This window comes from Vibrio sp. M260121, assembly GCF_036533715.1.
Taxonomy (GTDB): Bacteria; Pseudomonadota; Gammaproteobacteria; order Enterobacterales; family Vibrionaceae; genus Vibrio.
Genome location: NZ_JATABF010000003.1, coordinates 36,987 through 61,375 on the forward strand (window position 1 = coordinate 36,987; position 24,389 = coordinate 61,375).

The window sequence follows — 24,389 nt, forward strand, 5'->3', positions numbered from 1 at the left end:
CGAACTGAGTAAGCGATTAATTAAATACATGCAAAATATTTATAAAATCTTGGCTCGATATTGAATTTTCACTGCAAAAGTATGTTTCTTGTAGTGAGATTTAGGTAACACGGTCGAAACTTGATTTATTTTTTTTTGAAAAAAAATAAGCCTCTGAAATGCTCAAAGGGATGCTTTTGCACAGTGTGTGAATTGGTTGTCTTTTCTGTCGCAGGAGCAGCTTATGTTCGTCAATGAACATGAATTCAAGGATTGAGAGAGAAGTTATGATTCGATTTAACCTATGTGCAGCTGGGGTTGCCCTAGCATTATCTGGCGCTGCAAACGCGGCACCTACCGCACCAAGTATCGATATGTACGGTTCCAACAACCTGCAATTTTCTAAAATTGAGTTGGCAATGGAAACTACATCTGGCTACAACGACATGGTTAAGTACCATGAACTAGCCAAGATCAATGTGAAATTCAACCAGTGGAGCGGCACATCTGGCGACACTTACAACATCTATTTCGATGGCGTTCAGGTTGCAACTGGCCCTATCACTGGTAGCCAAACCACAGCGTCGTTTGAGTACGGCCAAGGTGGTTTGTACCAAATGGAAATCGAAGCGTGTGATGCAACAGGCTGTGCCAAGAGTGCACCTGTAGAGATTACTATCGCAGATACCGATGGTTCTCACTTACCACCTCTAACCATGAATGTTGACCCGAACAACAAAACCTACAACACAGACCCAAGTGTCGTGATGGGTACATACTTTGTTGAATGGGGCATCTACGGCCGTGATTACACTGTCGACAACATGCCAGTCGACAACCTAACGCACATCCTTTACGGCTTCATTCCAATTTGTGGTCCAAACGAATCTGTGAAATCGGTTGGCGGTAACAGCTTCAACGCACTGCAAACAGCGTGTCGCGGCGTGAACGACTACGAAGTGGTTATCCATGACCCATGGGCAGCGTACCAAAAGAGCTTCGCGCAAGCAGGCCATGAGTACAGCACGCCGATCAAGGGTAACTACGCAATGCTAATGGCGTTGAAACAACGTAACCCTGATCTAAAAATCATCCCATCTATCGGTGGTTGGACACTGTCTGACCCATTCTTCGATTTCGTTGATAAAGCCAACCGTGACACGTTTGTCGCGTCAGTTAAGAAATTCCTGAAAACGTGGAAGTTCTACGACGGTGTGGACATCGACTGGGAATTCCCAGGTGGCGGCGGCGCTGCAGCGGATAAGGGCGACCCAGTAAACGATGGCCCAGCATACATCGCATTGATGCGTGAACTGCGTGCAATGCTTGATGAACTAGAAGCAGAAACTGGCCGTACTTACGAGCTAACTTCAGCAATCGGTGTAGGTTACGACAAAATTGAAGACGTGGATTACGCAGACGCAGTTCAGTACATGGACTACATCTTCGCGATGACATATGACTTCTACGGCGGTTGGAACAACGTTCCTGGACACCAAACAGCACTTTACTGTGGCTCATTTATGCGTCCTGGTCAGTGTGACGGCAGCGGCGTTGATGAAAACGGCGAACCGTACAAAGGCCCAGCTTACACGGCTGACAACGGCATCCAACTACTACTAGCGCAAGGCGTTCCTGCGAACAAACTGGTTCTAGGTACAGCAATGTACGGTCGTGGTTGGGAAGGTGTAACTCCGGATACGCTAACCGATCCAAATGATCCAATGACAGGTACTGCTACAGGTAAACTGAAAGGCAGCACAGCTCAAGGTGTTTGGGAAGATGGTGTCATTGACTACAAAGGCATTAAGTCATTCATGCTAGGTGCGAACAATACGGGTATCAACGGCTTTGAATATGGCTACGATGCTCAAGCAGAAGCACCTTGGGTGTGGAACCGCTCGACTGGTGAACTGATTACATTTGATGACCACCGCTCTGTATTGGCAAAAGGTAGCTACGCAAAATCTCTAGGTCTAGCGGGTCTATTCTCTTGGGAAATTGACGCAGATAACGGTGACATCCTTAATGCAATGCACGAAGGTATGGCAGGCGGCGTCGTTACTCCACCAAACCGTAAACCAACGGCAGCAGCAGGTGCGGACCAAGCAGTAACAGGTCCTGCAAGTGTTGTACTTGATGGCAGCAACTCAACAGACTCTGATGGCACAATCGCAAGCTACGCTTGGGAACAAGTATCTGGTACTGCAGTGACTCTATCTGGCGCGAACGCAGCGACAGCAAGCTTCGATGTAGCAGAAGTGACCGTTGAAGAGCAGCTAACGTTCAAGCTAACTGTTACTGATAACGAAGGTGCAACCGCTTCTGATCTTGTTGTAGTAACGGTTAAGCCAGCAGGTGTGATTGATCCACCAAACACTGCGCCAGTTGCACAGGTTTCTGCACCAGCAACAGCAAACGCAGGTGACGTGGTTGTGATTGACGCTTCGGCTTCAAGCGATGCGGACAACGACACACTAACGTTCGATTGGACGCTACCTCAAGGTCTAAACGCAACGGTTAACGGTGCAAAAGTCACGTTCACAGCAGCAGAATACCCACAAGACACTAGCCTAAGCTTCACTGTAAGCGTAAGCGACGGTCAAGCGGCATCTACAGCGACAGCAACCGTTGTTGTTGCAAAACACACCACAGGCGGCGGTACATGTACTAACGCTTGGGATGCAGCAGCGGTTTACACTGGCGGTGACCAAGTGACACACGCTGGTAAGACTTGGGAAGCGAAATGGTGGACTCAAGGCCAAGATCCTAGCCAATCTGGCGAATGGGGTGTTTGGAAAGAAGTTGGTCCAGCTAACTGTAACTAAGCCACTGCTAAAAAGCGTTGTGATTCAACATCACTCGCTTTTAATAGGGTTATAAAAGAAAAGGACAGCTTCGGCTGTCCTTTGTTGTTTCATCAGAATCTAGGGAATGCTTTTCAATAATCAGCTTGCTTCAATTAAACGATCAAAGCTCTGGAATACCTCATCACACTTCATCACGCGTCCATGGCCTTGCCCTTGGGTCGTCACCAACTCCACTCGCTCAATCTCACTTGCCGCCTGTGCGGATACGCTGTGTTTAGTGAACTTGTCTTGCTCATCGTGAACAATAATGGTTTTCGCTTCACGTTCGGCTAAGCGTCTCTCTGGGTCAATCGACTGCAATGGGTAGTTAAACTGATCTTCCACTTCCGAAACCACGGCTTTGAACAGCTTCATTGAATAACCCGAACGAGCAATGCTGCCAAACAGGTTTTCAACGTAATTCAATACTGGCGCAATCAATAGCAAAGGCTTGTTTTCTAATTTGCTGTGACGGCACTCTAATGCCGACGCCGTTCCCATGCTGTGTCCAACCAAACCGGCCACGTCTTCCACCGAATCCAATACATCCTCTAGGCCACGAACAAACGCAGGGATGTGCCCGTACTGACCATCACTCTCACCATGCGCAGGATGATCGTATGCGAGTGCGGTGTAACCTGATGCGGCAATGTGTTCCATCAACGGGTAGAACTGACTCGCTGTCCCCGACCAACCGTGAGTCAACACCCATACCGGACCACGACCAAGCTGATAGGTTTTAATTGCCCCAGCATGACCTTGGATTTCACTTTTGATAAGCCCCTGTGGCTCGGCATTTTTTGGCTGCGTACGCGCAGGGGTAAGCAGTAATTTACGCGCAGTCTTTTTTGCGTGTGACGGTGCTAGTGTGTGATGTAAACGCGTGCTGATGTTGATTAAACTGCGCTTTACGCTGAATTTCTGCGAAGTATTGAAGTAAATTTTCTCACTCATGATCGTTTCCTTAGCTATCAGCTTTGCACAAAATAGAACGGTCGTGCTTTTTAAGCTGATAAGAAAGAGCGCTCTCCGTCGCCCTTTGTTATGAATCTATTACTATGCCCGTTACCGCGGGGCTAGCGCTTCCATCGAATGAACAAGTTATCGATGCCTTGCCAGAACAGTCTCTGGCTCTCTTCTTCCCCTTTGATCGAGTAAAATACGTGTGCACTTAAGTACTGCCCGTATAGATCAAAGGTCGCTTGTCGCGTATCTAAGTCCGCCACAAACTCTTGGTTTTCTTTGCCTTTCTTGATTTGAATTTCTAGGTAATTCAACCAAGTATCAATTGATTTACGCAATGCTGCTTGCAACGCACATCCTTCTTCTGCGGTGTCGTTCCAAGCATCGAGGAACATGCAACTGCCTTGAAAAGAGTGGTTCCACGTCATCCAAGCATCCAACAACCCACGAACTTTACGCTCGATGTTGCTATCACCCAACTCACGCGCGGGCGCAATTACACGCTCGGCAAACACTTGGTTGGCAAACTCCAACACCGACAGTTGTAAGTTCAGCTTGGAATTGAAGTGAGCAAATAGGCCGCTTTTCGACATACCACACTGCTTTGCAAGCTCACCAATAGTGAGGCTCTCCAACCCGTTTTCACTCGCTAGTTGGAATGCACGCTGCAGTATCAGCTCTTTGGTTACTTTTCCTTTTTTCATAAATACAGTTTTAGCACGGTCGTACTTTTTTGCAAATCACCAATTTACTGGTCAAACCATCTTATAGCCACCCGCACACTCTCGATCGCAATACATTGAGTAATCTTATGAATATGAATTTTCGAAATTTGAGATGGGTCTGAATTTCGAAAACAGGTTGCCGTCAATTGCACATGAGTTGATTTTTTACCGCGAGAACTGAGCCGTTACCTGCTAATTTCGCAGCGATTTTTCACTTTTTAGGTAAGCACTTATGGCAACCACAAAGAAAATTGCCAGTTTAGAATTTGCCCGCATCATCGCGATGTTTGCGATCGTAGGGCTTCACTGTCAGATGGCTCTCACCTATTGGCAATGGGATGAGGTGCCTTGGGTTGGGTACATGCTCAACCAATTGGCTCGCTTTGCCGTGCCGCTGTTTTTCCTCATCTCCGGCTATCTTATCCAACCAAAGCTCAGCACGAATCCAGTGGAGACACTCAAAAACTACACCAAGCCTTTGCTTAAAATATGGTTGGTTTGGAGCGCGATTTGTCTCTTGATACCTTTCCGTTGGCCAGTGGTTGCAGAGGCGGGTTATCTTGCCGAGAGACAAGGCTATTGGGGCTACCTAATGTCGAACCCGATTAACTCACTGTTGGAAGGTGGTTTGGTACATTTGTGGTTTATCCCTGCCCTGATCATTGCTGTGGCCATCATTGCGTTTCTGGTTCGTATTGGAATGGCGCAGTTGCTGCTACCAACAGCGGTATTGCTATACATCTACGGAGTGTTCGCAGGCAGCTACATCACGCTTACTGAGCTACCAGCCCCATTCTTCACTCGTAATGGTCCATTCTTCAGTACTTTGTTAGTGGTGCTTGGTTACTTAGCGCGACAACACCAGTGGCAATGGTCTCGCAATAACACCATTCGCTTGATTTTGATCGGTATGGCGCTGCACTTTGCCGAAGCCTATTACTTGATGAACTACGAGATCGCCTTTAATTCACACGACTTCTTGTTCGGCACTGTGATCTGGTCTTTAGGTGTATTCATGTGGCTTCTTGCCCATCCAAACTTCGGCAATATGCCGTGGGTGTTTAAGTGGTCTCCGAGTATTTTAGGTATCTACGTCAGCCACCTTTTGGTGATCATCATGATGATGAACGTCGCTGGCATGTTGGGGTTAGAAAACTTGGCGAAAGACGCCTTCATTTACCCAGCAACCATTTTGGTGACCTTGTTGCTTGTGAAAGGCATTGAAGCAACACCACTGAAAAAATTATTACTGCGCTAAATCCATTCAGCACTATGTATGGTCTGCACTACCACTTTTTGGCTAGTGCAGACTTTATAAAAATGAGAGCTCTCTCTCACTCATCAAAATTATCATTTCTAATACTTTGTAATTTGCTTTCACTCACAAAAAACATTGTTCATTTAATTTAGATTTGTCTTACATCAACAAAATGCTCATTAAACGGAGGCGGTATGTGGGCAGGTCAAGGACTCGTTCCTTTTTTAGAAATTAGCCATTGGCTAACTTATGGTTTATACGCTGCAGTAATCCTATTTGGCGCGGCGAGCATTGCGTCACTCAGAAAGTAGTGGCGCAAGCTACATCAATTCAAAACTCCTACCGTTAATTCGAGCTTACTCACACTTAACCTATTAATATGTGGCTAAAATTTCTCCAGTCAGACAAGGAGAAATGTCTATGCCAATCTATCCAATTGTCGCGTTTTGCTGTTTGATATTTTCTAGCTCCACCTTTGCAGCTGCGACCAGTGATCTTAATCTCGTCAATTCGACCGTCGGTTATGCCGCGCTGATTTTCTTCACCATTGCCTACATTCTGGTGATGTTGGAAGAATACCTACACATGCGAAAATCCAAGCCTGTGCTGCTCGCCGCGGGATTAATCTGGATTTTGATTGGTTACACCTTTAGCCAACACAACCAAGCTGACGTCGCTAAAGCCGCTCTGGAACACAACCTTCTGGAATACGCCGAACTTTTATTGTTCCTACTGGTGGCGATGACTTACATCAATGCGATGGAAGAGCGCAGATTGTTTGATGCTTTGCAGGCGTGGATGGTCGGTAAAGGCTTTGACTTCAAGAAGCTATTTTGGCTCACAGGTAGCCTAGCGTTTGTGATTTCTCCCATTGCCGATAACTTGACCACGGCATTATTGATGTGCGCAGTGGTGATGAAAGTTTCTGGAGACAATCCAAGGTTTGTGAACCTAGCCTGTATCAACATCGTCATTGCTGCGAATGCTGGCGGCGCATTCAGCCCATTCGGCGATATTACCACTCTGATGGTTTGGCAAGCAGGGCACGTCAGCTTTGCTGAGTTTATGCCGCTGTTTGTGCCTTCGCTGATAAACTACGTCATCCCTGCATTCATCATGTCGTTATTTGTACCAAACACTAAGCCAGATACGGTACACGAACACATTGAGCTCAAACGCGGCGCAAGACGCATTGTTGGTTTGTTTATCCTGACCATTGCGACTGCAGTTTCCTTCCACGCCGTTTTACACTTCCCGCCAGTGGTGGGGATGATGATGGGCCTCGCTTACCTGCAATTTTTCGGTTATTTCTTGCGTAAAACGCTCAAACACTCCCTTGCCAAAAAAGCGGCGATGGCGATTGCCAATGGGGACGATTACGCGCTCAAGCGCTTAGGTTCTGTCGTGCCATTTGATGTCTTCCACCGTGTGTCTCGCGCCGAGTGGGACACCCTTCTGTTCTTCTACGGCGTGGTCATGTGTGTTGGCGGCTTGAGCTTGCTGGGCTACCTTGGTCTGGTTTCGAACGTGATGTACACCGAGTGGAATCCAATTTGGGCAAACATCATGGTGGGAATACTGTCCGCCATCGTCGATAACATCCCAGTGATGTTTGCGGTATTGACCATGGAGCCAAGTATGTCGATGGGTAACTGGTTATTGGTGACACTAACCGCCGGCGTTGGTGGTAGCTTACTATCGATTGGTTCTGCCGCGGGTGTGGCTCTCATGGGCGCTGCGAGGGGACAATACACCTTCTTTGGACACCTCAAATGGGCACCGGTGATTGCTCTGGGTTACGCAGCGAGTATTGCCGCGCACCTCTGGATGAATGGCAGCTTGTTTACTTAAACTGCCTCAATCCACGCTACGTATCTTTATTGGTCTGATGGGTGGTTCACGCCATCCATCACCTCTATCTCTACTAGCTCATAAGGATTTACGCCTTCTAAACAGCCAACGTTATAACCGTATTCGCTTGGGTTAGAGCGGCGCTGATGGTGGGTATAGATACCACATTCACCACAGAAGAAGTGCTTAGCCGTGTTGGTATTAAACTGGTACAGCCTGAGCGTATCCTCACCTTGGATGATGCGAATCCCATTCAAAGGCACCGATGCCACAATCGCGCCACGACGTCGGCACATGGAACAATCACAACGTCTAGGCTTCTCGATTCCATTTGGTAATGACAGTTCAATTTGCACTTTTCCGCAGTGACAAGAAAGCTTATGCAAAGGCTGAATTATCGTACTACCTACTTGTTTAATCATGACATTTCCTCGCTCCTTCCGTGTTTGCCTAGCTTAATGTGTAAAGTCTGTTAAACAGTTAACATCCGCGCAACCTAGGTCAAAAACTCGACATCCATCACTTTTCACGACATTTTATTCAGCGATTTATCACTATTTGGTTGGCGTTTTGCTAACCGCGTCCGTTTTGGTTGCGCGCTCGCAGTTAAAACGGTTTTAAAACCAAGGAAAATACTTTTATGGATAAAGATCATAGCCTTAGAGAGAACCTCTTGGCTCTGACGCTCGGTAGTGCGTTGGTGTCACTTGGGGTTATCTTCTTCAACAAAGTGGGATTGCTCACTGGCGGAACAGCGGGTTTAGCAATCTTCCTCACTAAGATCAGTGACTTCAGTTTTGGTCAGGTGTTCTTTGCATTGAACCTGCCTTTCTACATTTTGTCTGTGATGCGCATGGGTTGGCGTTTTACCATCAACACTTTTATTGCGGTTTCGATCGTTTCTTTTGCGGTAGACCACCTGCACCATGTGATTGAAATTTCTCGTATTGAACCCGTTTATGCCGCACTGCTCGGTGGCGGCTTGATTGGTATGGGGATGCTGGTGATTTTCCGCCATAAAATGAGTTTAGGTGGCTTTAACATCATGGCGCTTTACCTTCAGGAACGCTTTGGTATTCGTGCGGGTAAAGTACAAATGGCGCTCGACTGCACCATCGTTGTGATGTCGCTGTTTATCGTCGATGTTTACTTGATTGCCCTTTCTGTACTTGGCGCCGTGGCGACCAACTTAATCTTGGCCATGAACCACAAACCTGGGCGTTATCAGCCCAAGCCACAAGCTGCGTAATAGCACAGAGTCACGATGAAAAAACAAAGCCCCGAGCCATTAACTCGGGGCTTTTATTTGTTCTAATTCATTAATTAAAACATTACACCAATGGCGAACTTTCACAGTATTTCTGATCATCTGCCATCAGTTTTTGCTTGCTCGCTTGGCTTAAGTGATAGTGCACCAGCATCAGCAAATCATGAGCGTAGAAAAGCTCAAAAGCGTCTTCACCATTTTGTCGACAGATTGCCTCACAGCGTTCAGCGTGCACTTTGGCTTTGAGTGGCTTACCAGCTTTGAGTAGGCTCATAGCTAAGCGATATTCTGCGCGCTCTTCTTGTATCCAACCACCAGCAACTTTCCAGTATTCAAGCGCCAGTGTCGCGGCCTCTAGCATGTGTTCTGCTTGCGCTTCAGAGCGTGTTTCAAGCTCTTCATATTGGCAGGCAAGGTTGTTACCCGTAATGGCAATTGAACGCGCTAAAGGCTCGGCAGCTTGATCTGAATCTATACCGTTGGCTGCTTTTGCTAACCACGTGCTCGCTTGCTCTAGTTCATTCATTGCTGACAGCTCGTTAGCAATTTGAGCAAACACGCGACGCTGATCGACATCATCTAGATCCGTAATCGGGTCTGTATTTTGATCAACGAAGTACTGTGCAACGGCTTTGGCTCTCTGACGCGCTAGACACTGAGTCACTACGCCATTTTCGAGCTTATCTAAACTGGAGAGAAACTGGCTTGGGTCGTGCAGATGACCGATTGAAGTGTGCAACATCAAGGGTAAGATGCGCTCAGCATGGTTAGTGTCTTCCACCTCGCTAAGCGCTTGTTCTAATTGATTGTATGTTTGTTGTGGCTGCGCTTCATGTTGCTGCCAGCTTTGGGTTATGAATGCATCAAAATCCGTATTGAAAGACATATCCTTATTATCCTTTTTCATTGCTCTGGATTGTTTATTAGCACAACAACCCTACACAAAATTTAGCCAAATAAGATAAACCTTGCCGGATTCTGAGAATGGTCTCACTTAAAGTGGCGTGCCCTTTTCCAATGCGAGTAATCGTTGCTTTCGCTCTACCCCGCCTGCATAGCCCGTAAGCTTGCCACTTTTGCCGATCACACGATGGCATGGCACCACAATCGAAATCGGATTTTTACCATTCGCCAGCCCCACCGCACGTACCGCTTTGGGATTACCGATGGCATTTGCCAGATCTTGGTAGCTCCATGTCTCACCGTAAGGAATAGTCGTTAGCGCATCCCAAACTTGAGTTTGGAAAGCCGTACCTGTCGCTGCAAGGGGCAAGTCGAATTTGTTACGCAGCCCAGCAAAGTATTCTTCCAATTGAGTAACAGTCTGGCTGAGCACTGCATGTTGATCATCACGCTCACCCAACTCGTCTGGTTTGGTGGTACACGTTTCAAACCAAATTCCCAGCAAACCTTGATCGTTAGCTTGAATGGTCACAGCGCCTAACGGACTTGGCATTACCGTATAAAGTGATTTCATGATTGATTCCATAAGTGAAAAGTCGCGTAACTGCCCCAAGGCGACGCAGTATGAGCATTCAATGACGGATAGTTTGGCATGGCTTTCTTCACCACCAAGTCTTTATCTAAAAAACAATCGGGCTGAGATTGGCCACGCAGTTGCGCATAACTCACCGTCCACGGACCAATGCCCTTTAATTCCAGCCATTGCTCCGGATCGGCTTCTGGGTTTTGCTGCATGTACTGAGCAAATCGCACGAGTGTGTCTTTACGGCTTTGCGGCATACGCAAGAAGCTAACATCGGCATTCGCAATGGCTTCTGGCGTTGGAAAGTGGCGCGCTTGCTGATCGTTACTGAGCGTTTCTACCAACAAATTAAGTTGTCCGATAGCCGCTTTGACCGACACTTGCTGCCCCAACACAGCGCGTACACCGGCTTCCCACGCACTCCAGACGCCCGGAATGCGAATCCCTTGGGTTTTCACCAACCCTGGCGCGATGTAATTAAGGTGCTGCTCCACCGTGCAAATATCCGCATCAAGGTCGAACATGCGACGTACACCAGACACCAAATTCTGCAATTTCGTGACGTCTTCAATCTCAAACTCCATCTCAAGGTAACCCTCCCCTTGAGTGACCTTGAATCGCGCATGGCAATCATCGAGTAAAACATTGCGCTGGTATGCGTCTTGTGTAACTTCTTCCATTCCCTCAATCGCACGCAGACGATAAAAATCGAGCATGTGTTGCCAGTGCAAAGCGCCGCGATAAGGGAGCACGATTCGATTCGTCCCTACGCCATCAAACTCCTTTCTGCGCACTTGAGAAGGCGTTAGCTGAAGGATCTTTTGGAACGCATCATTGAAGCGTCGAGTGCTGTTAAAACCCGCGGCAAAACCGACTTCGGTGACTGACATCGAACTCGAATGCAGAAGCTGCTTGGCAAACATCAATTGCTGATACTGCGCATATTGCTTAGGTGACATCCCCAAATATTGCTCGAACAGCATGCGCAAGTAACGATCCGAGATCCCAAGACGATCGGAGAGATCTGCAAGGGACTGATGATGTAACTCACCTTGATCGATCATTTTGATCGCACGTTGGAATGTGGTTTCAACCCCTTTCCAAGCCCATGATCCTGGCGCACTATCCGGGCGACAACGCAAACACGGACGATAACCTGCCTTCAAAGCTTGCGTCTTGTCAGTGAAGTACTCGACGTTTTCCTCTTTGGGCAAATTGGCTGGGCAGATCGGGCGACAAAAGATCCCTGTCGTTTTCACCGCAATGTAAAAGCGCCCATCAAAACGGCTGTCACGTGCCATGCGTGCTTTTTGACATTGTTCGAAGGTCAACGATGTGTGTGGGTGGATGAGCATAGTGCTGTCCTTGCGTACACAGTGGGTGTTTAACGAGTGGGCAACTTGCTCGCCACTCGATCGGTATAACTTCATTGTAGAACGAGGAGTTACTGTAGATTAGCCATTTTCGGAACTCAATATTGAGAAATTTTGGCATTAGTAAATTTGTGCACTAAAGTTAGATCAGAACAACACAACAACGTCGGCTAAAGGGAATTGGCATGGACTTACATACGTGCGTGATTGTACTTAGAAATCACAAGGTTATTACCAGTAAATCAGTCGAGCACTCGATAGGGATTATCGAACGTGACTCTGATAACGAGATTTCAGAAATTCAAATCAATGCGACTGATGGTGTGAATATTCGCACTTATCACTACAGTAGTGTGGAAGACTCGCTTGAAAGCTTAATGAATCTATAAAAACTCCTTTCTCCCTTGTTAATCGTAAAAGCAAAAGAGCACAGCCCCCTGTGTTCTTTTTTTTGCCCGTAGTACACAGGCGCCCTTCCAAAAGACCAACAAAAGTAAAGAATGTCATTCAAAATTTTACCAATTCCTTGATCAAATCCAGCACGTATGAGCACTAAAAACAAATACTTTTAACATTTTAAGTTAATGTATTTAAAAACAAAAAAACGTTCCATCGAATTTATCGAACGAGAACATCAAATTGCCCCAATTTTTTCTTTCTCTCCTCCTACCTACACTGGTTTCAACAGTAAGGGAGTCAGCACTCCTCATCAGAAAAATTCGAGAAAGGATAAAGTCATGAAAGCACTACTACAGAAAATCACTACTTCAAATGCAGGTTACAGCGCACTCGCACTTCGCATTCCCGTTGGCATCATCTTTATGGCGCACGGCGCCCAAAAACTTTTTGGCTGGTTTGGCGGTTATGGTCTTGAAGGTACAGGTCAATGGATGGCATCGATTGGTTTAGGTCCAGGCATGCTGATGGCATTTTTAGCTGGCAGTGCAGAGTTTTTTGGCGGCTTGTTCATCTTGCTTGGTCTACTTACTCGCCCAGCAGCCGTGGCTTTAGCATTCACCATGGTGATCGCCATTTTCTCGGTTCACTTTGAAAACGGTTTGTTTATGTCGAATAACGGTTACGAGTTTGGTCTAGCACTGCTGGCAGCAAGCGTTTCTCTCGCTTTCTCTGGCGCAGGCAAAGCCGCATTGGATGAAACACTTCGTCAAAAACTGGCGTAAACGGGAGCAAAAACGACCTTCACAGTGCCACAACTCTCGCTTCAAGAAGGCGATTTATTTATAAACATATCGGCATTTCCCGAAACCCATACAAAAAACCCCTTGGCATCACACCAAGGGGTTTTCGTTTAATTTTGCACTGGATCGCAAAAGCAGAAATTACTCGTCTGCAGGAATGTCCGCAATTTGCTGCAAACTGTACGCCGTTAACGGGTCAATCTCTTTTACGATTTCTTCAACCTGCTTAATCGCTTCTACAGACGTGCTGGCTTTGCGATAGCTCAAATAGATAGGACGGTACCAATCTTCTACGCCAGACACCTTGTGGAGCTGCCCACTTGCAATAAACGGCTCTACCAGAGACGCTGGTAGGTATGCACTGCCACCTTTCTCTAAAACGAAGTCTAACGCGATACGAGCGGTAGAAGTGCGAAGGTAAGGCGCTGGGATTTTCGGGTGACGTTCCGCGTGTTCTGAAGCGAAGCGCGTACCCCAATCAACGTAAACGTATTTCTTGTTAAACACCGTATCAAGAGAATCTTGTTCGGTAGACACAAGCACCAACACCACGTCAGCCACTTTTTTGCAGTTAAGCTCATCCGCTTTGATTTGATCGAAGGCGAAAGCCATATCGAGTGTGCGCTCAAGCAGGCTGCGGCTTAGCATCTCACGTCCCATGACTTCCGCCATAAAACCGTAACCACCAAACGAGTCTGTTACGACACTCAAACAGTTTTGCAGGTAAGCATCCCAAATGTTCGGCGTACCACCCATGGTGAGCTGCAACGCTTTGCCATCTTCGAGGGATAATTCGAGTTTGGCTTGCTGCAAGGTGGTCACCATCACCTCGGCATAGCCTATTAAACGTTCACCTGCGGAGGTCAACTTTATGTTATTTCGATCACGAATAAACAACTGCGTATCGAAATAACTTTCGAGTTGTTTGATGCGTGCGCTCACAGCGGCTTGAGTAATGTACAAGTTCTCAGCAGCTCGTCCGAAGTGACGAACCTTTGCCAGCTCTAAAAATGTTCGAAAGACCTTTACATCCATAAACCATCTCCTGGTCAATATAAAACCAGATTAACAACTAATTAAAATTTTGACGACAAAAAAGTTTTGTTTTTCTTTTGTTAGCTTTGCGCCTAATTTTCGCCGTAATTCATCACATTCATCAATAACGGTTACAGAGGCTGTTGATATGTCTGACACTGAATTTCGTCATGGCAAAAAACGTTTTTACGACAACGTAAAATTCCCACGCGGCTTTGCAAAGTCTGGCGATTTTACTCTTTCGGAAGAGGAAATCCTAACAATTTATGGGGATACTATGCTTGGCCTAGAGTCAGGCGAGTTGACACCTGAGAACAGCGAAGAGAAACACTTCGTAAAAGTTCTGGAAAACCCAGGCAAAGCGAAAACTAAGATCGAGCGCACTTGGTTAAAATACACACAATTAGCTCGTGGTCGCAAACGCTTCCACACGCTAAATGGTCGTAACAAACCAGAGGCGACAGATGACTACGCAGAAGAGAGCCTAGCAGAAGACGATTAACCGACTCTGCCAAGCCTTAATGCTTGGTTAATCCCCAGAGTGTTTCATTCTGTGGAGTTGCAAAAATTTTTCTTTTCCAAAAGCCCAGAGGTGTTTCACCAAAGGGCTTTTTCATTTTTTAGTAAACCTATTTATCCGGCGAGCACTCACTTCGCCAGCATGGCGACCTTCTTCAAGAAGCTGTCTTTAAGATGCTCTTGGTCATACTCCAACTGATAGGTGTTGTGGAAACCCACTTTGAGCTCCACGCCATTGCCTCTCAGAAACACGTTATAGCCGTCGTAATCAGAAAAGGCTTCTACCCCTTCATACATCTTGCCAAACTCGGTAGGCGTGCCGTTGTTCATCACACATTCGTATGCTTGCAGCACTTTGGTTGCGTCTAAGTCGTTTTTCATTGCGATTCCCTCAGCAATAAACACACTTTAAGTATGGTTAAGGAAGAAACGCCGTGCCACACCATAGATTGCGTGAGATCATAACTTCGGCATTTTTCTTCCCTTTCTCCTACGCAACTCGGTTCAATTTGGCTCGCTCATTCAGCCAAAAAACTTTTTTTCAGTCATAAATTTTAAACGCTAATCAACTAGTCTAACGCACTCTATATAAGAGGGTAATCGCAACAAGCAAACGTGAAAACTGTTGAGAAAAGCAACATTGGTTAAAGAAAAAGCAAAATTTTGACCTAAAACAATAGCAGATCGTCATTACTTATTTTATAATGCGAATTAATGTTTCAGGACATCTTAAATTCCAATAACTAGGGGCACAAAATGAGACTTATCCCGTTAGCTCAAGCAGCACAAGTAGGCAAGTGGGCAGCAGCACACATCGCTAAGCGCATCAACGACTTCAAACCAACTGCTGAGCGTCCGTTCGTTCTGGGTCTACCTACTGGTGGCACTCCTCTAGCAACTTACAAAGCATTGATCGAACTTTACCAAGCTGGTGAAGTGAGCTTCGAACACGTTGTGACTTTCAACATGGACGAGTACATCGGTATCCCTGCGGATCACCCAGAATCATACCGTTCATTCATGTACAACAACTTCTTCAACCACGTAAACATCCAAGAAGCGAACATCAACCTTCTTAACGGTAACGCGGAAGATCACGAAGCGGAATGCCAACGTTACGAAGACAAAATCAAGTCTTACGGCAAGATCAACCTATTCATGGGCGGCGTAGGTAACGACGGTCACATCGCATTTAACGAGCCAGCATCTTCTCTGTCTTCTCGCACTCGCATCAAGACACTAACTGAAGACACTCGTATCGCGAACTCTCGTTTCTTCGATGGCGACATCAACCAAGTTCCTAAGTACGCACTAACTATCGGTGTTGGCACGCTACTAGACGCTGAAGAAGTGATGATCCTAGTAACTGGTCACAACAAAGCACTTGCTCTACAAGCAGCAGTAGAAGGCAGCGTAAACCACCTATGGACGGTTTCTGCACTTCAACTACACCCTAAAGCAGTGATCGTTTGTGATGAGCCTTCACAACAAGAGCTTAAAGTGAAGACTGTTAAGTACTTCTCTGAGCTAGAAGCGGAAAACATCAAAGGTTTCTAATCCTTCGGGTAACAACCAAAGATAAACGCTGAATACACAAAACCCGTGAGTTATCACGGGTTTTTTCGTTTTTAGAGACTGAAAGGTTTGGGAATTTAAACAACCGCTAGCGGTACGTCTAATAAGCTTGAATACCAAACTGGCGCAGACGTTTTGGCAATACCTCATCGAGTTTATCTAACTCTCTCGGTTCGACCTCAATAAGGTTAAAGCTATGTTGCTCGTACACAGCACGAATCTTCTCTCGCTCCGCTTCTAACATCTCACCGGTGTCGCTACCCCAAAACTGAAGATAGACTTTGCCGCCTGGTAGGTAGAAATCGCTTGTCACATCTTGGTCGATCGGCAGTTGACGCTCATAAGCGTGCACTACTCCTGCCAAATACAGCCAGTTATCGATCAGCAGTTCTCCTTTAGAACGAACATAATGCCCGTCTAAAGTGCGGTGCTTAGCTTCAAACTTCTGGCGAAAACTAGAAAACGACTTATCTGTCGAATGGGACTCGGCATCTTGACCTAAAAACTCAATCACAGACTGCTTGAGACGCTTGTTACGTAGCACTACGTCGTGCCACACCACAAAGGTATTCTGCGACTCTTTATCGGTTCTCTGCTGCCCACCAGCGCGGATTCCGGCTTCGGTTAAGCTCCAACCTTCTTCGGATTTACTGATCCAACCTAATTCACTTAACAGCTGGTTCATGCGCTTGGCATTGAGCTTAAGCTTCTCACCCAACTGGGTTGCGCTGTAAGTTTTGCCAGATGTTGCGGCAAGCTCGATGTGCAAGTTGGTCGGCCATACGATGAACTGCCCAAATTTAGGGTGATCGACATACTCACCACCAAATTTGGCGCCCTCTTCGGTCAAAATCCATTTCTCGTCTTGGCGAACAATGTAACCAGCGCGTTTGAGATCCGCAAACAGCAGCTTAGCTTCTATCTGACGCATTTTTGCCAGCGCCGACGTCGATATTTTTTCAGACACGATTCATGCCTCCTGCTACTGTTTGAAATAAGGTAATGACTTGGATATTAACGCATTGATTTCACTGCTTGAAGTAAGAATAGTTGGGATTTTCTATCCACAACAAAAAAGGAGCACTTTGGCTCCTTTCTCTACATCGAATTGAATCGGCTTAATTATTCGCGAGTTTGGCAAACTTGCTATAGGTACTGATTTTGCCGTTGATGTACTCGATACCACTGTGCACATTGTTTTCGGTGTGACCAACAATTTGGTATTCGACGATGAATTCACCGCTGATGACTTTGATAAACAAGAAGCCGTCGCTGACCTTCCATAAGCCCTGTAAACCGCGCTCACTGAACAAGTCTTTTTCCACCAACGTGCCATTTGGTTTGAGCTCTAAAATCGATGAGAAACCGTCGACGTTCACTTTTACCCAAGGCTGTTGATGCACTTCGTAGCTGAGGATTTTACGGCGTGTTTTCGCCCACTCACGCAGTTCTTGCTCTTGCGCTGGGGTGAGAATTGGCAGGTCTTCCATCTCCAATAGGGTGTGATGTTTTTCGTACCAGAAAAGTTGCAGATGGAGTAATTTCATTCAGATTAACGGGGTTTCATAACGACAAAGCGCAACTTTGCGCCAACCCTGATGGTAAGTCAACCAATGAAACGAAAGAGTGCAGTTTTCACGAGGGTTAAAAACTGCACGTTCCCACGATGGGAAAACGGTGCCCAATAACGAGCACCGGAGCATGTAAGTGTCTATACGACCCAGAAAGAATTATGCGGCAAACAACCTAGGTAATTCCGCATGATCACACGCTTGATTTAAGCGCTGTTGAGCGGTTTGAATGTGCGCACGCCAATGTTCATCTTGCGCCCACATCTCAATCACCAGTGGCACGACGCAGTCTGTCTCTTTGAGTGTGCGGAAGATGGCATCGAAGTTCACTTCACCATCGCCAATCACCAGATCGCGAAACTGACCTTTGTACTCTGGCGTCACGCGATACGTGTCTTTAAGGTGGATTTGGGTAATGTGTGGCTTACTCAATTTCAGTTCGGTGCACACGTCATAGTTCCAACCCGAGATGTTGCCTACGTCTGGATAAGCAGTGAAATACGGCGAATTCACTTCGCGATTGAGCACCTCAAACTTACTCAATGAGTTAAGGTAATCGGTGTCCATGATTTCAACAGCAAGCATCACACCTGCGCGCTCTGCCAGTTTCGCCGCTTCCTTCATACCTTCAATAAAGCGCAAATGCGTGGCACGGTTTGCTGGCTCGTAATACACATCGTAGCCAGCTAATTGAATGGTACGGACGCCAAGTTTGTACGCCAATGCGATCGCCTTTTCCATGTGCAGCACAGCTTGCTCTCGGATCTTCGGATCAGCCGAGCCAAACGGGAACTTGCGGTGCGCGCTCAAACACATCGACTGCAGTGGCAAACCATAGCGTTCGCACTGGTGACGCAGGGCGTAAATCGTCTCGTCGTCCCAATCTAAGCGGCTGCGGCGCTCGTCTGATTCGTCAACCGAGAGCTCAAGAAAGTCGAAGCCCAACTCTTTGGTCACGCTGAGCTTTTCTTCCCAGCTCAACTCGTTCGGCAACGCTTTCTCATACAAGCCAACACGATGACGTTGTAGGTTCTGATACATGTCGCCCCCTAGTTCCAGTAACGGTCGATTTGCGCTTTCAATGCTTCTGCGGTCTCTTGTCCTTTGTCGCCCGCCAATGCACGACCTGCGATAAAGGTTTTCGCTTTGATACCTTCGAACAGGTAGATGTCTTCTGGCACGATGCCGCCCGTAATAGAGAGCTCGATACCTAGCTCAGAGAGTTGACGCATCTTGCTGATGTCAGCGTCTGTCCAACCAATCCCTGCTAACTCTGCATCGCGAGAACGGTGGTAAATCGCTTGAGTGATGCCAAGATCCACCCACGCTTGCGCATCTTCCATCGTCCAGTTGCCGTAGATTTCGATTTGGATTTCGCCGCTAAACTCATCCGCGACTTTCTTACACGCTTCGATGGTCGCAATATGCGCTGCGGCTGAAACCGTAATCCAGTCAGCGCCAGCTTCAAACGCCATGCGAGACAAAATCGCGCCGCCATCAGTGGTCTTCATGTCGCACACAAGAATATGGTCCGGGTGGTTCTTACGCAGTGTTGAGACCGCATTCATCCCTTCAGCGAACGCTAAGATAGTGCCCACTTCAATCACATCAACATAGCTGTGTACATTGCTTGCAACCGCCACGGCGTCAGTTAGGTTAGTTTGGTCTAGAGCGATTTGAATCATTGGTTTGGTCATGATGCTTATCCTTGAATTTTTTCACGTATCAGACGAGCTAAGCCGTCGTTATTGTTATCGGTTTCGCACACCAAACGGGCGCTTGAACGTACCGTCTCGTCTGCGTTATTCATGGCAACGCCTAATCCGGCGTAACGGAGCATGGAAATATCATTGTGGTTATCGCCCACGGCAATGACATGATTCGGGTGATAACCCAGCTCAGAAACGTATTCCGCCAGTCTTAAGCCTTTGCTGTTGCCTTTTGCTGCGAAGTCGATGCGATTCGACCACGAGCGCTCGCCGTTGAATTTCTCTTTCACCCATGGGTTTTCAATCAAGCGCTCTACCGAGCTTGGTAAACCTTCCACCACGAATTTCCACACAAACTCGGTATTGCGCACTTCTTCGCTGAACGAGTCGATTTTGTAGATCTTCGGTTGAAGATGCTCAGGCGCGGTTTTCGCCCACTTTTCCAGCGCTTCCATGTAATGAATTGGGTTGTAGTTTGAGTACGTCATAGCATCGGTTACGTACATCACCATCTTGACCTGAAACTCCTTCGCCAAGGCGATGAACGTCAGCGCATCTTCCTTATCGATGGAGTTGTGCTTGAGCACTCGGTCATTGTGGTAGTCATAAACATAAGTGCCGTTGCAGCAGATGATAGGCGTGGTAAGCCCCAACTCATCGTAATACGGGCGTGCCGCGGTGTGATGGCGTCCGGTGACAATCACCACGTGACACTTCTGCTGCGCTTCTTGAATCGCTTTTTTCACCTCAGGGTGAATGCTGTGGTCATCGGTGAGGACGGTTCCGTCTAAATCTAAAGCAAGCACTTTGTACATGTCGTTACCTCTGCCCGTAGTAGGCGTTTTCACCGTGCTTACGCAGGTAGTGTTTGTCTGAAAGCTCAGGCTGGATCTTGATGCCGCTGTTGAGTGAACGCGTTGCTAATGCCATGGCAGAAATCTCTTCCAATACCACCGCGTTGTGCACGGCATCGTCAGCGTTGGTTCCCCAAGAGAAAGGCGCATGCCCTGCCACAATCACGCTTGGTACTGCCATTGAGTCGATGCGGCGTTGACGAAACTCTTCCACGATCACTAAGCCGGTGTTCTTCTCGTACTCTTCGGCAATTTCACGTTGTGAGAGCTTACGAGTACACGGAATATCGCCGTAGAAGTAGTCGGCATGAGTCGTGCCCAGCGCCGGAATATCGATCCCTGCTTGCGCCCAAATCGTTGCACTGCGTGAGTGGGTATGCACCACGCCGCCCACTTGTGGAAACGCTTGGTAGATCTCAATGTGGGTCGCGGTATCGCTGGATGGATTCATGTTGCCTTCCACCACATTGCCGTCTAAATCGACCACCACAATGTGCTCAGCGCGCATACCATCGTATTCCACTCCCGACGGTTTAATCGCAATCACGCCGCGCTCGCGGTCAATCTCAGACACGTTGCCCCAAGTGAAGGTCACTAAGCCGTATTTCGGCAGTTTGAGGTTGGCTTCGAGCACACGTTGTTTCAGTTCGCTGTACATGATTTCTCCTTAGGCGGTGACAGCCAAAGCTTCATCAATCACGTTGAATACATCGGTTTTGCTGCGGCAACGACGAAGTTTGTCTAAATCCACGCCCGTTTCGCTGTCTTCATCATCCAACACTTGGGTCACTTCCATCAGACCTTCCATGTGCTCGTCTGAAGAGCTGCCCGCTAGCGTGATCAACACATCAACTGGCTCATCTTCGCCTTCAAAGTAGATTGGCTCTTCTAACGTAACCAGTGCGAAGGCAGTACGAATTACGCCGTTTTCTGGGCGTGCATGTGGCAGTGCCAAGTTAGGCGCGATGCAGATGTAAGGACCCAACTCTTCCACGCTGCTGATGATGGCGTCGTGGTAGGAAGGCTGAATCGCTCCAGAGGCAATCAACATGTCCGTACCAATCTTAATGGCTTCACGCCAGTTAGACGCTTTTGCTTGCAGTTTGATTGAGTTGTTGTCGATCAGTGATTGTTTTAATCCCATTGTTCTATCTCCAGTTTGGGTGCCGTGACTTTGGCTTTTGAAGCCCGGCACCACTGTTGTTATCCGCTGTTTGTTATTGGTTTCTTATCTCTTCATTGAGAGAAGTATTTGGTCATGCTGTTTTATTTTGCTGGTACAAAGTTTTTATTGATGATGTCGAGTAGCTCGTCTCCGAAGGAGTTAGGGTTAAGCATGTTTTGCACCCCGAGTACAAACTTGCCTTCGCCTGGCTCCATCTCCGCAGACAGGTGCTTCGACGATACGATGATGTCCGTGCTCGCAAGCTTCGACTTGTAGTCCGACACTGCGCATGAGTCCATCACGTGAGGAATGCCTTTCTTCTCTAGGTATTTGCCGATCTTCATTTTCATCATCATCGATGAACCTTGACCGTTACCACATACTGCTAGGATGCTTACTGGGCGCAGACCGTCGCTCGCTTTGATTGCTTGCTCTACCGCTTCAATCACTTCTGGCTCTTCACTGATTTCTACTGTGCCTTGCGCGTCTTCTTCAGCACGTAGCTTGCGAGAAGCGAAGAACATGTAAACCAGAGACAGACCAACAAGAACGAAGAAGAACATTTTCGATGCAGACAGACCTTGCATGATTGGTGGGAATACAAGCGCCCAGTCCGCCATGCCCATCCAACCGTTGAACTCTGTACCGTGCTGGCTAAATAGGTGGATAGCCCAAGCAGAACCTAGCACCTCGATGATGCCCATCACGAAACAGATCTTCATCACCGCTTTCCAGCCACCGAAGTGGTTAGCAAATACGCCGATGGTCGCGTTAGAGAAGAACATTGGAATGAAGCCAGGGATGATCATGATTGGTGCATCGAATGCCAACATCGCCAGTACTGCCGCGAACTGACCCAGCGCACCCCACATGAAACCAAATACCATTGCGTTAGGAGAGAATGCGTAGATAGCTGCACAGTCAATCGCCAATACCGCATTTGGAATCACGCGCTCAGAGATGCCTTTGAACGCTTCAGACAGCTCAGCAACGAACATACGTACACCGGCAACAATCACCTGAATCGCAACAGCGAATTTCAGACCCGTTTCTAGGATGTAGATAGTCCAGTGTGTGGTGCCCGCCATTTCTTGAAGGTTATCAAGACCGAATGAAAGCAGAATGATGCCGAAGAACACCGTCATCACGATCGCCGTTGCTGCGATGCTGTCGTGGAAGATGTGTAGCCATTTAGGCAGTTCTAGGTGGTCAACGCTGTCGTTCTTATCACCCAGTTTTGGCGCTACTTTTGTTGCAATCCAAGACGCGACCTGTTGTTGGTGACCAATAGAGAAACCCGCCCCGCCGGTGACTTCTTCAGTTGGCTTGAACATGATGTTGGAGGAGATACCCCAGTACAACGCCATTAACACCGCAGAGTAAATGATGGTTTCCCACATGCTTGCGCCAAGCACAAAGTAGAACACGGCGATCAGGCCCGCTTGCTGGAACATGATGTGACCAGTCAGCATGATGGTGCGGATACCCGTGTAGCGGCGGAACAGTACCAAGAGGATGTTGATACCTAATGCCAATAGAACGGCGTAACCTACCCAAGAGTAGTTATCGCCCATCGCTTCCATGGTGGACATCATGGAGGTGTAAGGGTCAATGACTGAGCCAGTTAGCCCGTGGTATTCAGAAAGTTTAGAAATCACAGGTTTGAAGCCAGCAACTAGGGTGCCCGCACCCACTTGAACCAGCATGAAACCCACGATCGTTTTGATGGAACCTTTAATGATGGTGGTGGCGTCTCTTCTCAGCAACCAATAGCCAATGCATGTTACCAAACCCAGTAGTAGTGGGGCTTTGGTCATAACTTGGCTGTAAAAAATATAGAAGATGTCGTACAAGAACTCCATATCTTTACCCCTAGAGTGTTTTTTATTTGTAATCGTATGTAGGTCAGAGTGATTCCATCTGATGTCGTAGAATCTACTCAGTTTTTGCTCACGAAATAAACTCTAACAATCAAAAGTAATCACGCAATGCTCATTTGTGATTATTTTGATATTTATCAATTTTGCCCTCCAAAAAACCCTACAAATGGTAAGCGGATCACACACAAAAATTAAATTACCAATAAATACAACAACTTATAAATCCTTGTGATGAGGTTCAGATTTTCATCAGTCTTGAATTTGACAATCAAGAGCGTGATTAATAGAATCAAAACAAATCACAAGTAATCACCAAATAATCACTAGATACACATTTCGGTGAATTTGAATCAAATAGGGTGATGGTATGAATGAAGTACAAAGACACAATGGCATTCTGTCTTTATTAGAAGAAAATCAGACGATTAACGTCTCACACATTATTGAGAGCTTTAACGTCTCTCCAGCGACGGCTCGCCGTGATATCTCTAAGCTGGATGAGCTAGGCAAACTGCGCAAAGTACGCAACGGCGCAGAACGCGTCGAAGCAGAAAAGAAAAAATGGTCACCGCTGAACATCAACAGCACTGAGCATTACGAAGAAAAATCCTTGATTGCGATGCAAGCCGCTGAGCTTTGTCAGCCTGGCGACAGCGTGGTCATCAACTGCGGTTCGACCGCTTTCCTACTTGGGCAGAAGCTATGTGGGCAAGACGTGCAGATCGTCACCAACTACTTCCCATTGGCAAGCTACCTGATCAATGAAGACCATGACGATGTGATCATCATTGGCGGTCAATACAACCGTTCACAAAAACTGTTCTTAAATCCGGCGCCCAACTCGCTTGGCAGTTACGCAGGCAATTGGATGTTCACCTCGGGTAAAGGATTAACCGAAGCCGGACTCTACAAGGCTGACATGTTAACCGCGGTGGCTGAGCAGCAAATGCTTGAGCAAATCGACAAGCTCGTCGTCGTGGTAGACAGCTCCAAAGTGGGTCACAGAACGGGTATGTTGTTCTGTCCTACCGAGAAAATCGACATTCTGATCACAGGCAAAAACGCCAACCCAGAGGTCATCAAAGCGATAGAAGCAAAAGGGACACAGGTCATTCTGGTCTAACGCGCCCT

At 47.2% G+C, this 24,389-nt stretch carries 25 protein-coding genes; 9 read left to right on the plus strand and 16 right to left on the minus strand.

Annotated elements, in window-relative coordinates; genetic code table 11:
* Window positions 1–266: 266 nt before the first annotated feature.
* Window positions 267–2,807, plus strand: coding sequence for a glycosyl hydrolase family 18 protein (locus QTO06_RS02865; RefSeq protein ID WP_331406818.1), 2,541 nt, complete (start codon window positions 267–269; stop codon window positions 2,805–2,807).
* Window positions 2,808–2,927: 120 nt separating this feature from the next.
* On the opposite strand, the gene QTO06_RS02870 is transcribed toward QTO06_RS02865, so the two are convergent.
* Both QTO06_RS02870 and QTO06_RS02875 read right to left on the minus strand, forming a co-directional pair.
* Entirely contained in the window at window positions 2,928–3,782 is an 855-nt protein-coding gene (locus QTO06_RS02870; RefSeq protein WP_199453065.1) for an alpha/beta fold hydrolase, read from the minus strand.
* Window positions 3,783–3,904: 122 nt separating this feature from the next.
* Window positions 3,905–4,495 carry a TetR/AcrR family transcriptional regulator gene (locus QTO06_RS02875; protein WP_009706743.1) on the minus strand — a complete coding sequence of 197 codons (591 nt, stop codon included), beginning with the start codon at window positions 4,493–4,495 and terminating at the stop codon, window positions 3,905–3,907.
* Between the two features lie 253 nt (window positions 4,496–4,748).
* Between QTO06_RS02875 and QTO06_RS02880 the strand changes: the two genes are divergently transcribed.
* Together QTO06_RS02880 and nhaD are read left to right on the plus strand one after the other, a co-directional pair.
* On the plus strand, window positions 4,749–5,774 hold the full coding sequence (locus QTO06_RS02880) for an acyltransferase (RefSeq protein ID WP_331406819.1): 1,026 nt from the start codon (window positions 4,749–4,751) through the stop codon (window positions 5,772–5,774).
* 420 nt (window positions 5,775–6,194) lie between these two features.
* Window positions 6,195–7,625, plus strand: coding sequence for a sodium:proton antiporter NhaD (nhaD, locus tag QTO06_RS02885; protein WP_331406820.1), 1,431 nt, complete (start codon window positions 6,195–6,197; stop codon window positions 7,623–7,625).
* Between the two features lie 26 nt (window positions 7,626–7,651).
* Here nhaD and QTO06_RS02890 read toward each other — a convergent pair whose 3' ends face one another.
* A complete protein-coding gene (locus tag QTO06_RS02890; RefSeq protein WP_331406821.1) occupies window positions 7,652–8,047 on the minus strand; it encodes a GFA family protein in 396 nt (131 codons plus the stop codon).
* 218 nt (window positions 8,048–8,265) lie between these two features.
* Here QTO06_RS02890 and QTO06_RS02895 point away from each other — a divergent pair, with 218 nt between their 5' ends.
* Window positions 8,266–8,874, plus strand: a complete 609-nt coding sequence (locus QTO06_RS02895; protein ID WP_331406822.1) for a YitT family protein — start codon at window positions 8,266–8,268, stop codon at window positions 8,872–8,874.
* A gap of 82 nt (window positions 8,875–8,956) precedes the next feature.
* Here QTO06_RS02895 and QTO06_RS02900 read toward each other — a convergent pair whose 3' ends face one another.
* From QTO06_RS02900 to QTO06_RS02910, 3 genes are all read right to left on the minus strand, one after another.
* Window positions 8,957–9,778 carry a hypothetical protein gene (locus tag QTO06_RS02900; protein ID WP_331406823.1) on the minus strand — a complete coding sequence of 274 codons (822 nt, stop codon included), beginning with the start codon at window positions 9,776–9,778 and terminating at the stop codon, window positions 8,957–8,959.
* 108 nt (window positions 9,779–9,886) lie between these two features.
* On the minus strand, window positions 9,887–10,369 hold the full coding sequence (locus tag QTO06_RS02905) for a methylated-DNA--[protein]-cysteine S-methyltransferase (RefSeq protein WP_005448914.1): 483 nt from the start codon (window positions 10,367–10,369) through the stop codon (window positions 9,887–9,889).
* Window positions 10,366–11,733, minus strand: coding sequence for a DNA-3-methyladenine glycosylase 2 family protein (locus QTO06_RS02910; protein ID WP_331406824.1), 1,368 nt, complete (start codon window positions 11,731–11,733; stop codon window positions 10,366–10,368). Before QTO06_RS02910 ends, QTO06_RS02905 begins: the two co-directional genes overlap by 4 nt.
* A 203-nt stretch (window positions 11,734–11,936) precedes the next feature.
* On the opposite strand from QTO06_RS02910, the gene QTO06_RS02915 reads away from it, so the two are divergent.
* On the plus strand, window positions 11,937–12,140 hold the full coding sequence (locus QTO06_RS02915; RefSeq protein ID WP_005448910.1) for a hypothetical protein: 204 nt from the start codon (window positions 11,937–11,939) through the stop codon (window positions 12,138–12,140).
* Window positions 12,141–12,488: 348 nt separating this feature from the next.
* Window positions 12,489–12,932, plus strand: coding sequence for a DoxX family protein (locus tag QTO06_RS02920; RefSeq protein ID WP_005448907.1), 444 nt, complete (start codon window positions 12,489–12,491; stop codon window positions 12,930–12,932).
* Between the two features lie 159 nt (window positions 12,933–13,091).
* Here the strand turns inward: QTO06_RS02920 and QTO06_RS02925 are convergent, their stop codons facing one another.
* Complete coding sequence (locus QTO06_RS02925; protein ID WP_009696587.1) at window positions 13,092–13,985, minus strand: LysR family transcriptional regulator; 894 nt, start codon at window positions 13,983–13,985, stop codon at window positions 13,092–13,094.
* A gap of 148 nt (window positions 13,986–14,133) precedes the next feature.
* Between QTO06_RS02925 and QTO06_RS02930 the strand changes: the two genes are divergently transcribed.
* A complete protein-coding gene (locus QTO06_RS02930) occupies window positions 14,134–14,487 on the plus strand; it encodes a DUF413 domain-containing protein (protein WP_009696586.1) in 354 nt (117 codons plus the stop codon).
* A 146-nt stretch (window positions 14,488–14,633) separates the two neighbouring features.
* On the opposite strand, the gene QTO06_RS02935 is transcribed toward QTO06_RS02930, so the two are convergent.
* On the minus strand, window positions 14,634–14,885 hold the full coding sequence (locus QTO06_RS02935; protein ID WP_009706732.1) for a DUF3081 domain-containing protein: 252 nt from the start codon (window positions 14,883–14,885) through the stop codon (window positions 14,634–14,636).
* Between the two features lie 375 nt (window positions 14,886–15,260).
* Here QTO06_RS02935 and nagB point away from each other — a divergent pair, with 375 nt between their 5' ends.
* The gene (nagB, locus tag QTO06_RS02940; RefSeq protein ID WP_005448902.1) at window positions 15,261–16,061 is read left to right on the plus strand and encodes a glucosamine-6-phosphate deaminase; all 801 of its coding nucleotides are present in this window, start codon (window positions 15,261–15,263) and stop codon (window positions 16,059–16,061) included.
* A gap of 118 nt (window positions 16,062–16,179) precedes the next feature.
* Here nagB and QTO06_RS02945 read toward each other — a convergent pair whose 3' ends face one another.
* The 8 genes from QTO06_RS02945 to QTO06_RS02980 form a co-directional block, all read right to left on the minus strand.
* Window positions 16,180–17,046: a glycerol kinase gene (locus QTO06_RS02945; RefSeq protein WP_331406825.1), complete on the minus strand. Its 867-nt coding sequence runs from the start codon at window positions 17,044–17,046 to the stop codon at window positions 16,180–16,182.
* A gap of 151 nt (window positions 17,047–17,197) precedes the next feature.
* On the minus strand, window positions 17,198–17,626 hold the full coding sequence (locus tag QTO06_RS02950; protein WP_005434695.1) for a hypothetical protein: 429 nt from the start codon (window positions 17,624–17,626) through the stop codon (window positions 17,198–17,200).
* 183 nt (window positions 17,627–17,809) lie between these two features.
* On the minus strand, window positions 17,810–18,691 hold the full coding sequence (locus QTO06_RS02955; protein WP_331406826.1) for an L-ribulose-5-phosphate 3-epimerase: 882 nt from the start codon (window positions 18,689–18,691) through the stop codon (window positions 17,810–17,812).
* 8 nt (window positions 18,692–18,699) lie between these two features.
* On the minus strand, window positions 18,700–19,347 hold the full coding sequence (locus QTO06_RS02960) for a 3-keto-L-gulonate-6-phosphate decarboxylase UlaD (protein ID WP_005434690.1): 648 nt from the start codon (window positions 19,345–19,347) through the stop codon (window positions 18,700–18,702).
* 5 nt (window positions 19,348–19,352) lie between these two features.
* Window positions 19,353–20,174 carry a Cof-type HAD-IIB family hydrolase gene (locus QTO06_RS02965; RefSeq protein WP_005434688.1) on the minus strand — a complete coding sequence of 274 codons (822 nt, stop codon included), beginning with the start codon at window positions 20,172–20,174 and terminating at the stop codon, window positions 19,353–19,355.
* A 4-nt stretch (window positions 20,175–20,178) separates the two neighbouring features.
* Complete coding sequence (locus QTO06_RS02970) at window positions 20,179–20,871, minus strand: L-ribulose-5-phosphate 4-epimerase (RefSeq protein WP_331406827.1); 693 nt, start codon at window positions 20,869–20,871, stop codon at window positions 20,179–20,181.
* Between the two features lie 9 nt (window positions 20,872–20,880).
* Window positions 20,881–21,357, minus strand: coding sequence for a PTS sugar transporter subunit IIA (locus QTO06_RS02975; protein WP_009702554.1), 477 nt, complete (start codon window positions 21,355–21,357; stop codon window positions 20,881–20,883).
* 122 nt (window positions 21,358–21,479) lie between these two features.
* Complete coding sequence (locus tag QTO06_RS02980; protein ID WP_005434683.1) at window positions 21,480–23,240, minus strand: PTS ascorbate-specific subunit IIBC; 1,761 nt, start codon at window positions 23,238–23,240, stop codon at window positions 21,480–21,482.
* A gap of 385 nt (window positions 23,241–23,625) precedes the next feature.
* Between QTO06_RS02980 and ulaR the strand changes: the two genes are divergently transcribed.
* A complete protein-coding gene (ulaR, locus tag QTO06_RS02985) occupies window positions 23,626–24,381 on the plus strand; it encodes an HTH-type transcriptional regulator UlaR (RefSeq protein WP_005448893.1) in 756 nt (251 codons plus the stop codon).
* The last annotated feature ends 8 nt before the right edge of the window (window positions 24,382–24,389 follow it).

Coding starts and splice junctions, on each gene's coding strand:
- QTO06_RS02865 (WP_331406818.1), top strand. CDS start 267: ATGATTCGATTTAACCTATGTGCAGCTGGGGTTGCCCTAGCATTATCT.
- QTO06_RS02870 (WP_199453065.1), bottom strand. CDS start 3,782: ATGAGTGAGAAAATTTACTTCAATACTTCGCAGAAATTCAGCGTAAAG.
- QTO06_RS02875 (WP_009706743.1), bottom strand. CDS start 4,495: ATGAAAAAAGGAAAAGTAACCAAAGAGCTGATACTGCAGCGTGCATTC.
- QTO06_RS02880 (WP_331406819.1), top strand. CDS start 4,749: ATGGCAACCACAAAGAAAATTGCCAGTTTAGAATTTGCCCGCATCATC.
- nhaD (WP_331406820.1), top strand. CDS start 6,195: ATGCCAATCTATCCAATTGTCGCGTTTTGCTGTTTGATATTTTCTAGC.
- QTO06_RS02890 (WP_331406821.1), bottom strand. CDS start 8,047: ATGATTAAACAAGTAGGTAGTACGATAATTCAGCCTTTGCATAAGCTT.
- QTO06_RS02895 (WP_331406822.1), top strand. CDS start 8,266: ATGGATAAAGATCATAGCCTTAGAGAGAACCTCTTGGCTCTGACGCTC.
- QTO06_RS02900 (WP_331406823.1), bottom strand. CDS start 9,778: ATGTCTTTCAATACGGATTTTGATGCATTCATAACCCAAAGCTGGCAG.
- QTO06_RS02905 (WP_005448914.1), bottom strand. CDS start 10,369: ATGAAATCACTTTATACGGTAATGCCAAGTCCGTTAGGCGCTGTGACC.
- QTO06_RS02910 (WP_331406824.1), bottom strand. CDS start 11,733: ATGCTCATCCACCCACACACATCGTTGACCTTCGAACAATGTCAAAAA.
- QTO06_RS02915 (WP_005448910.1), top strand. CDS start 11,937: ATGGACTTACATACGTGCGTGATTGTACTTAGAAATCACAAGGTTATT.
- QTO06_RS02920 (WP_005448907.1), top strand. CDS start 12,489: ATGAAAGCACTACTACAGAAAATCACTACTTCAAATGCAGGTTACAGC.
- QTO06_RS02925 (WP_009696587.1), bottom strand. CDS start 13,985: ATGGATGTAAAGGTCTTTCGAACATTTTTAGAGCTGGCAAAGGTTCGT.
- QTO06_RS02930 (WP_009696586.1), top strand. CDS start 14,134: ATGTCTGACACTGAATTTCGTCATGGCAAAAAACGTTTTTACGACAAC.
- QTO06_RS02935 (WP_009706732.1), bottom strand. CDS start 14,885: ATGAAAAACGACTTAGACGCAACCAAAGTGCTGCAAGCATACGAATGT.
- nagB (WP_005448902.1), top strand. CDS start 15,261: ATGAGACTTATCCCGTTAGCTCAAGCAGCACAAGTAGGCAAGTGGGCA.
- QTO06_RS02950 (WP_005434695.1), bottom strand. CDS start 17,626: ATGAAATTACTCCATCTGCAACTTTTCTGGTACGAAAAACATCACACC.
- QTO06_RS02955 (WP_331406826.1), bottom strand. CDS start 18,691: ATGTATCAGAACCTACAACGTCATCGTGTTGGCTTGTATGAGAAAGCG.
- QTO06_RS02960 (WP_005434690.1), bottom strand. CDS start 19,347: ATGACCAAACCAATGATTCAAATCGCTCTAGACCAAACTAACCTAACT.
- QTO06_RS02965 (WP_005434688.1), bottom strand. CDS start 20,174: ATGTACAAAGTGCTTGCTTTAGATTTAGACGGAACCGTCCTCACCGAT.
- QTO06_RS02970 (WP_331406827.1), bottom strand. CDS start 20,871: ATGTACAGCGAACTGAAACAACGTGTGCTCGAAGCCAACCTCAAACTG.
- QTO06_RS02975 (WP_009702554.1), bottom strand. CDS start 21,357: ATGGGATTAAAACAATCACTGATCGACAACAACTCAATCAAACTGCAA.
- QTO06_RS02980 (WP_005434683.1), bottom strand. CDS start 23,240: ATGGAGTTCTTGTACGACATCTTCTATATTTTTTACAGCCAAGTTATG.
- ulaR (WP_005448893.1), top strand. CDS start 23,626: ATGAATGAAGTACAAAGACACAATGGCATTCTGTCTTTATTAGAAGAA.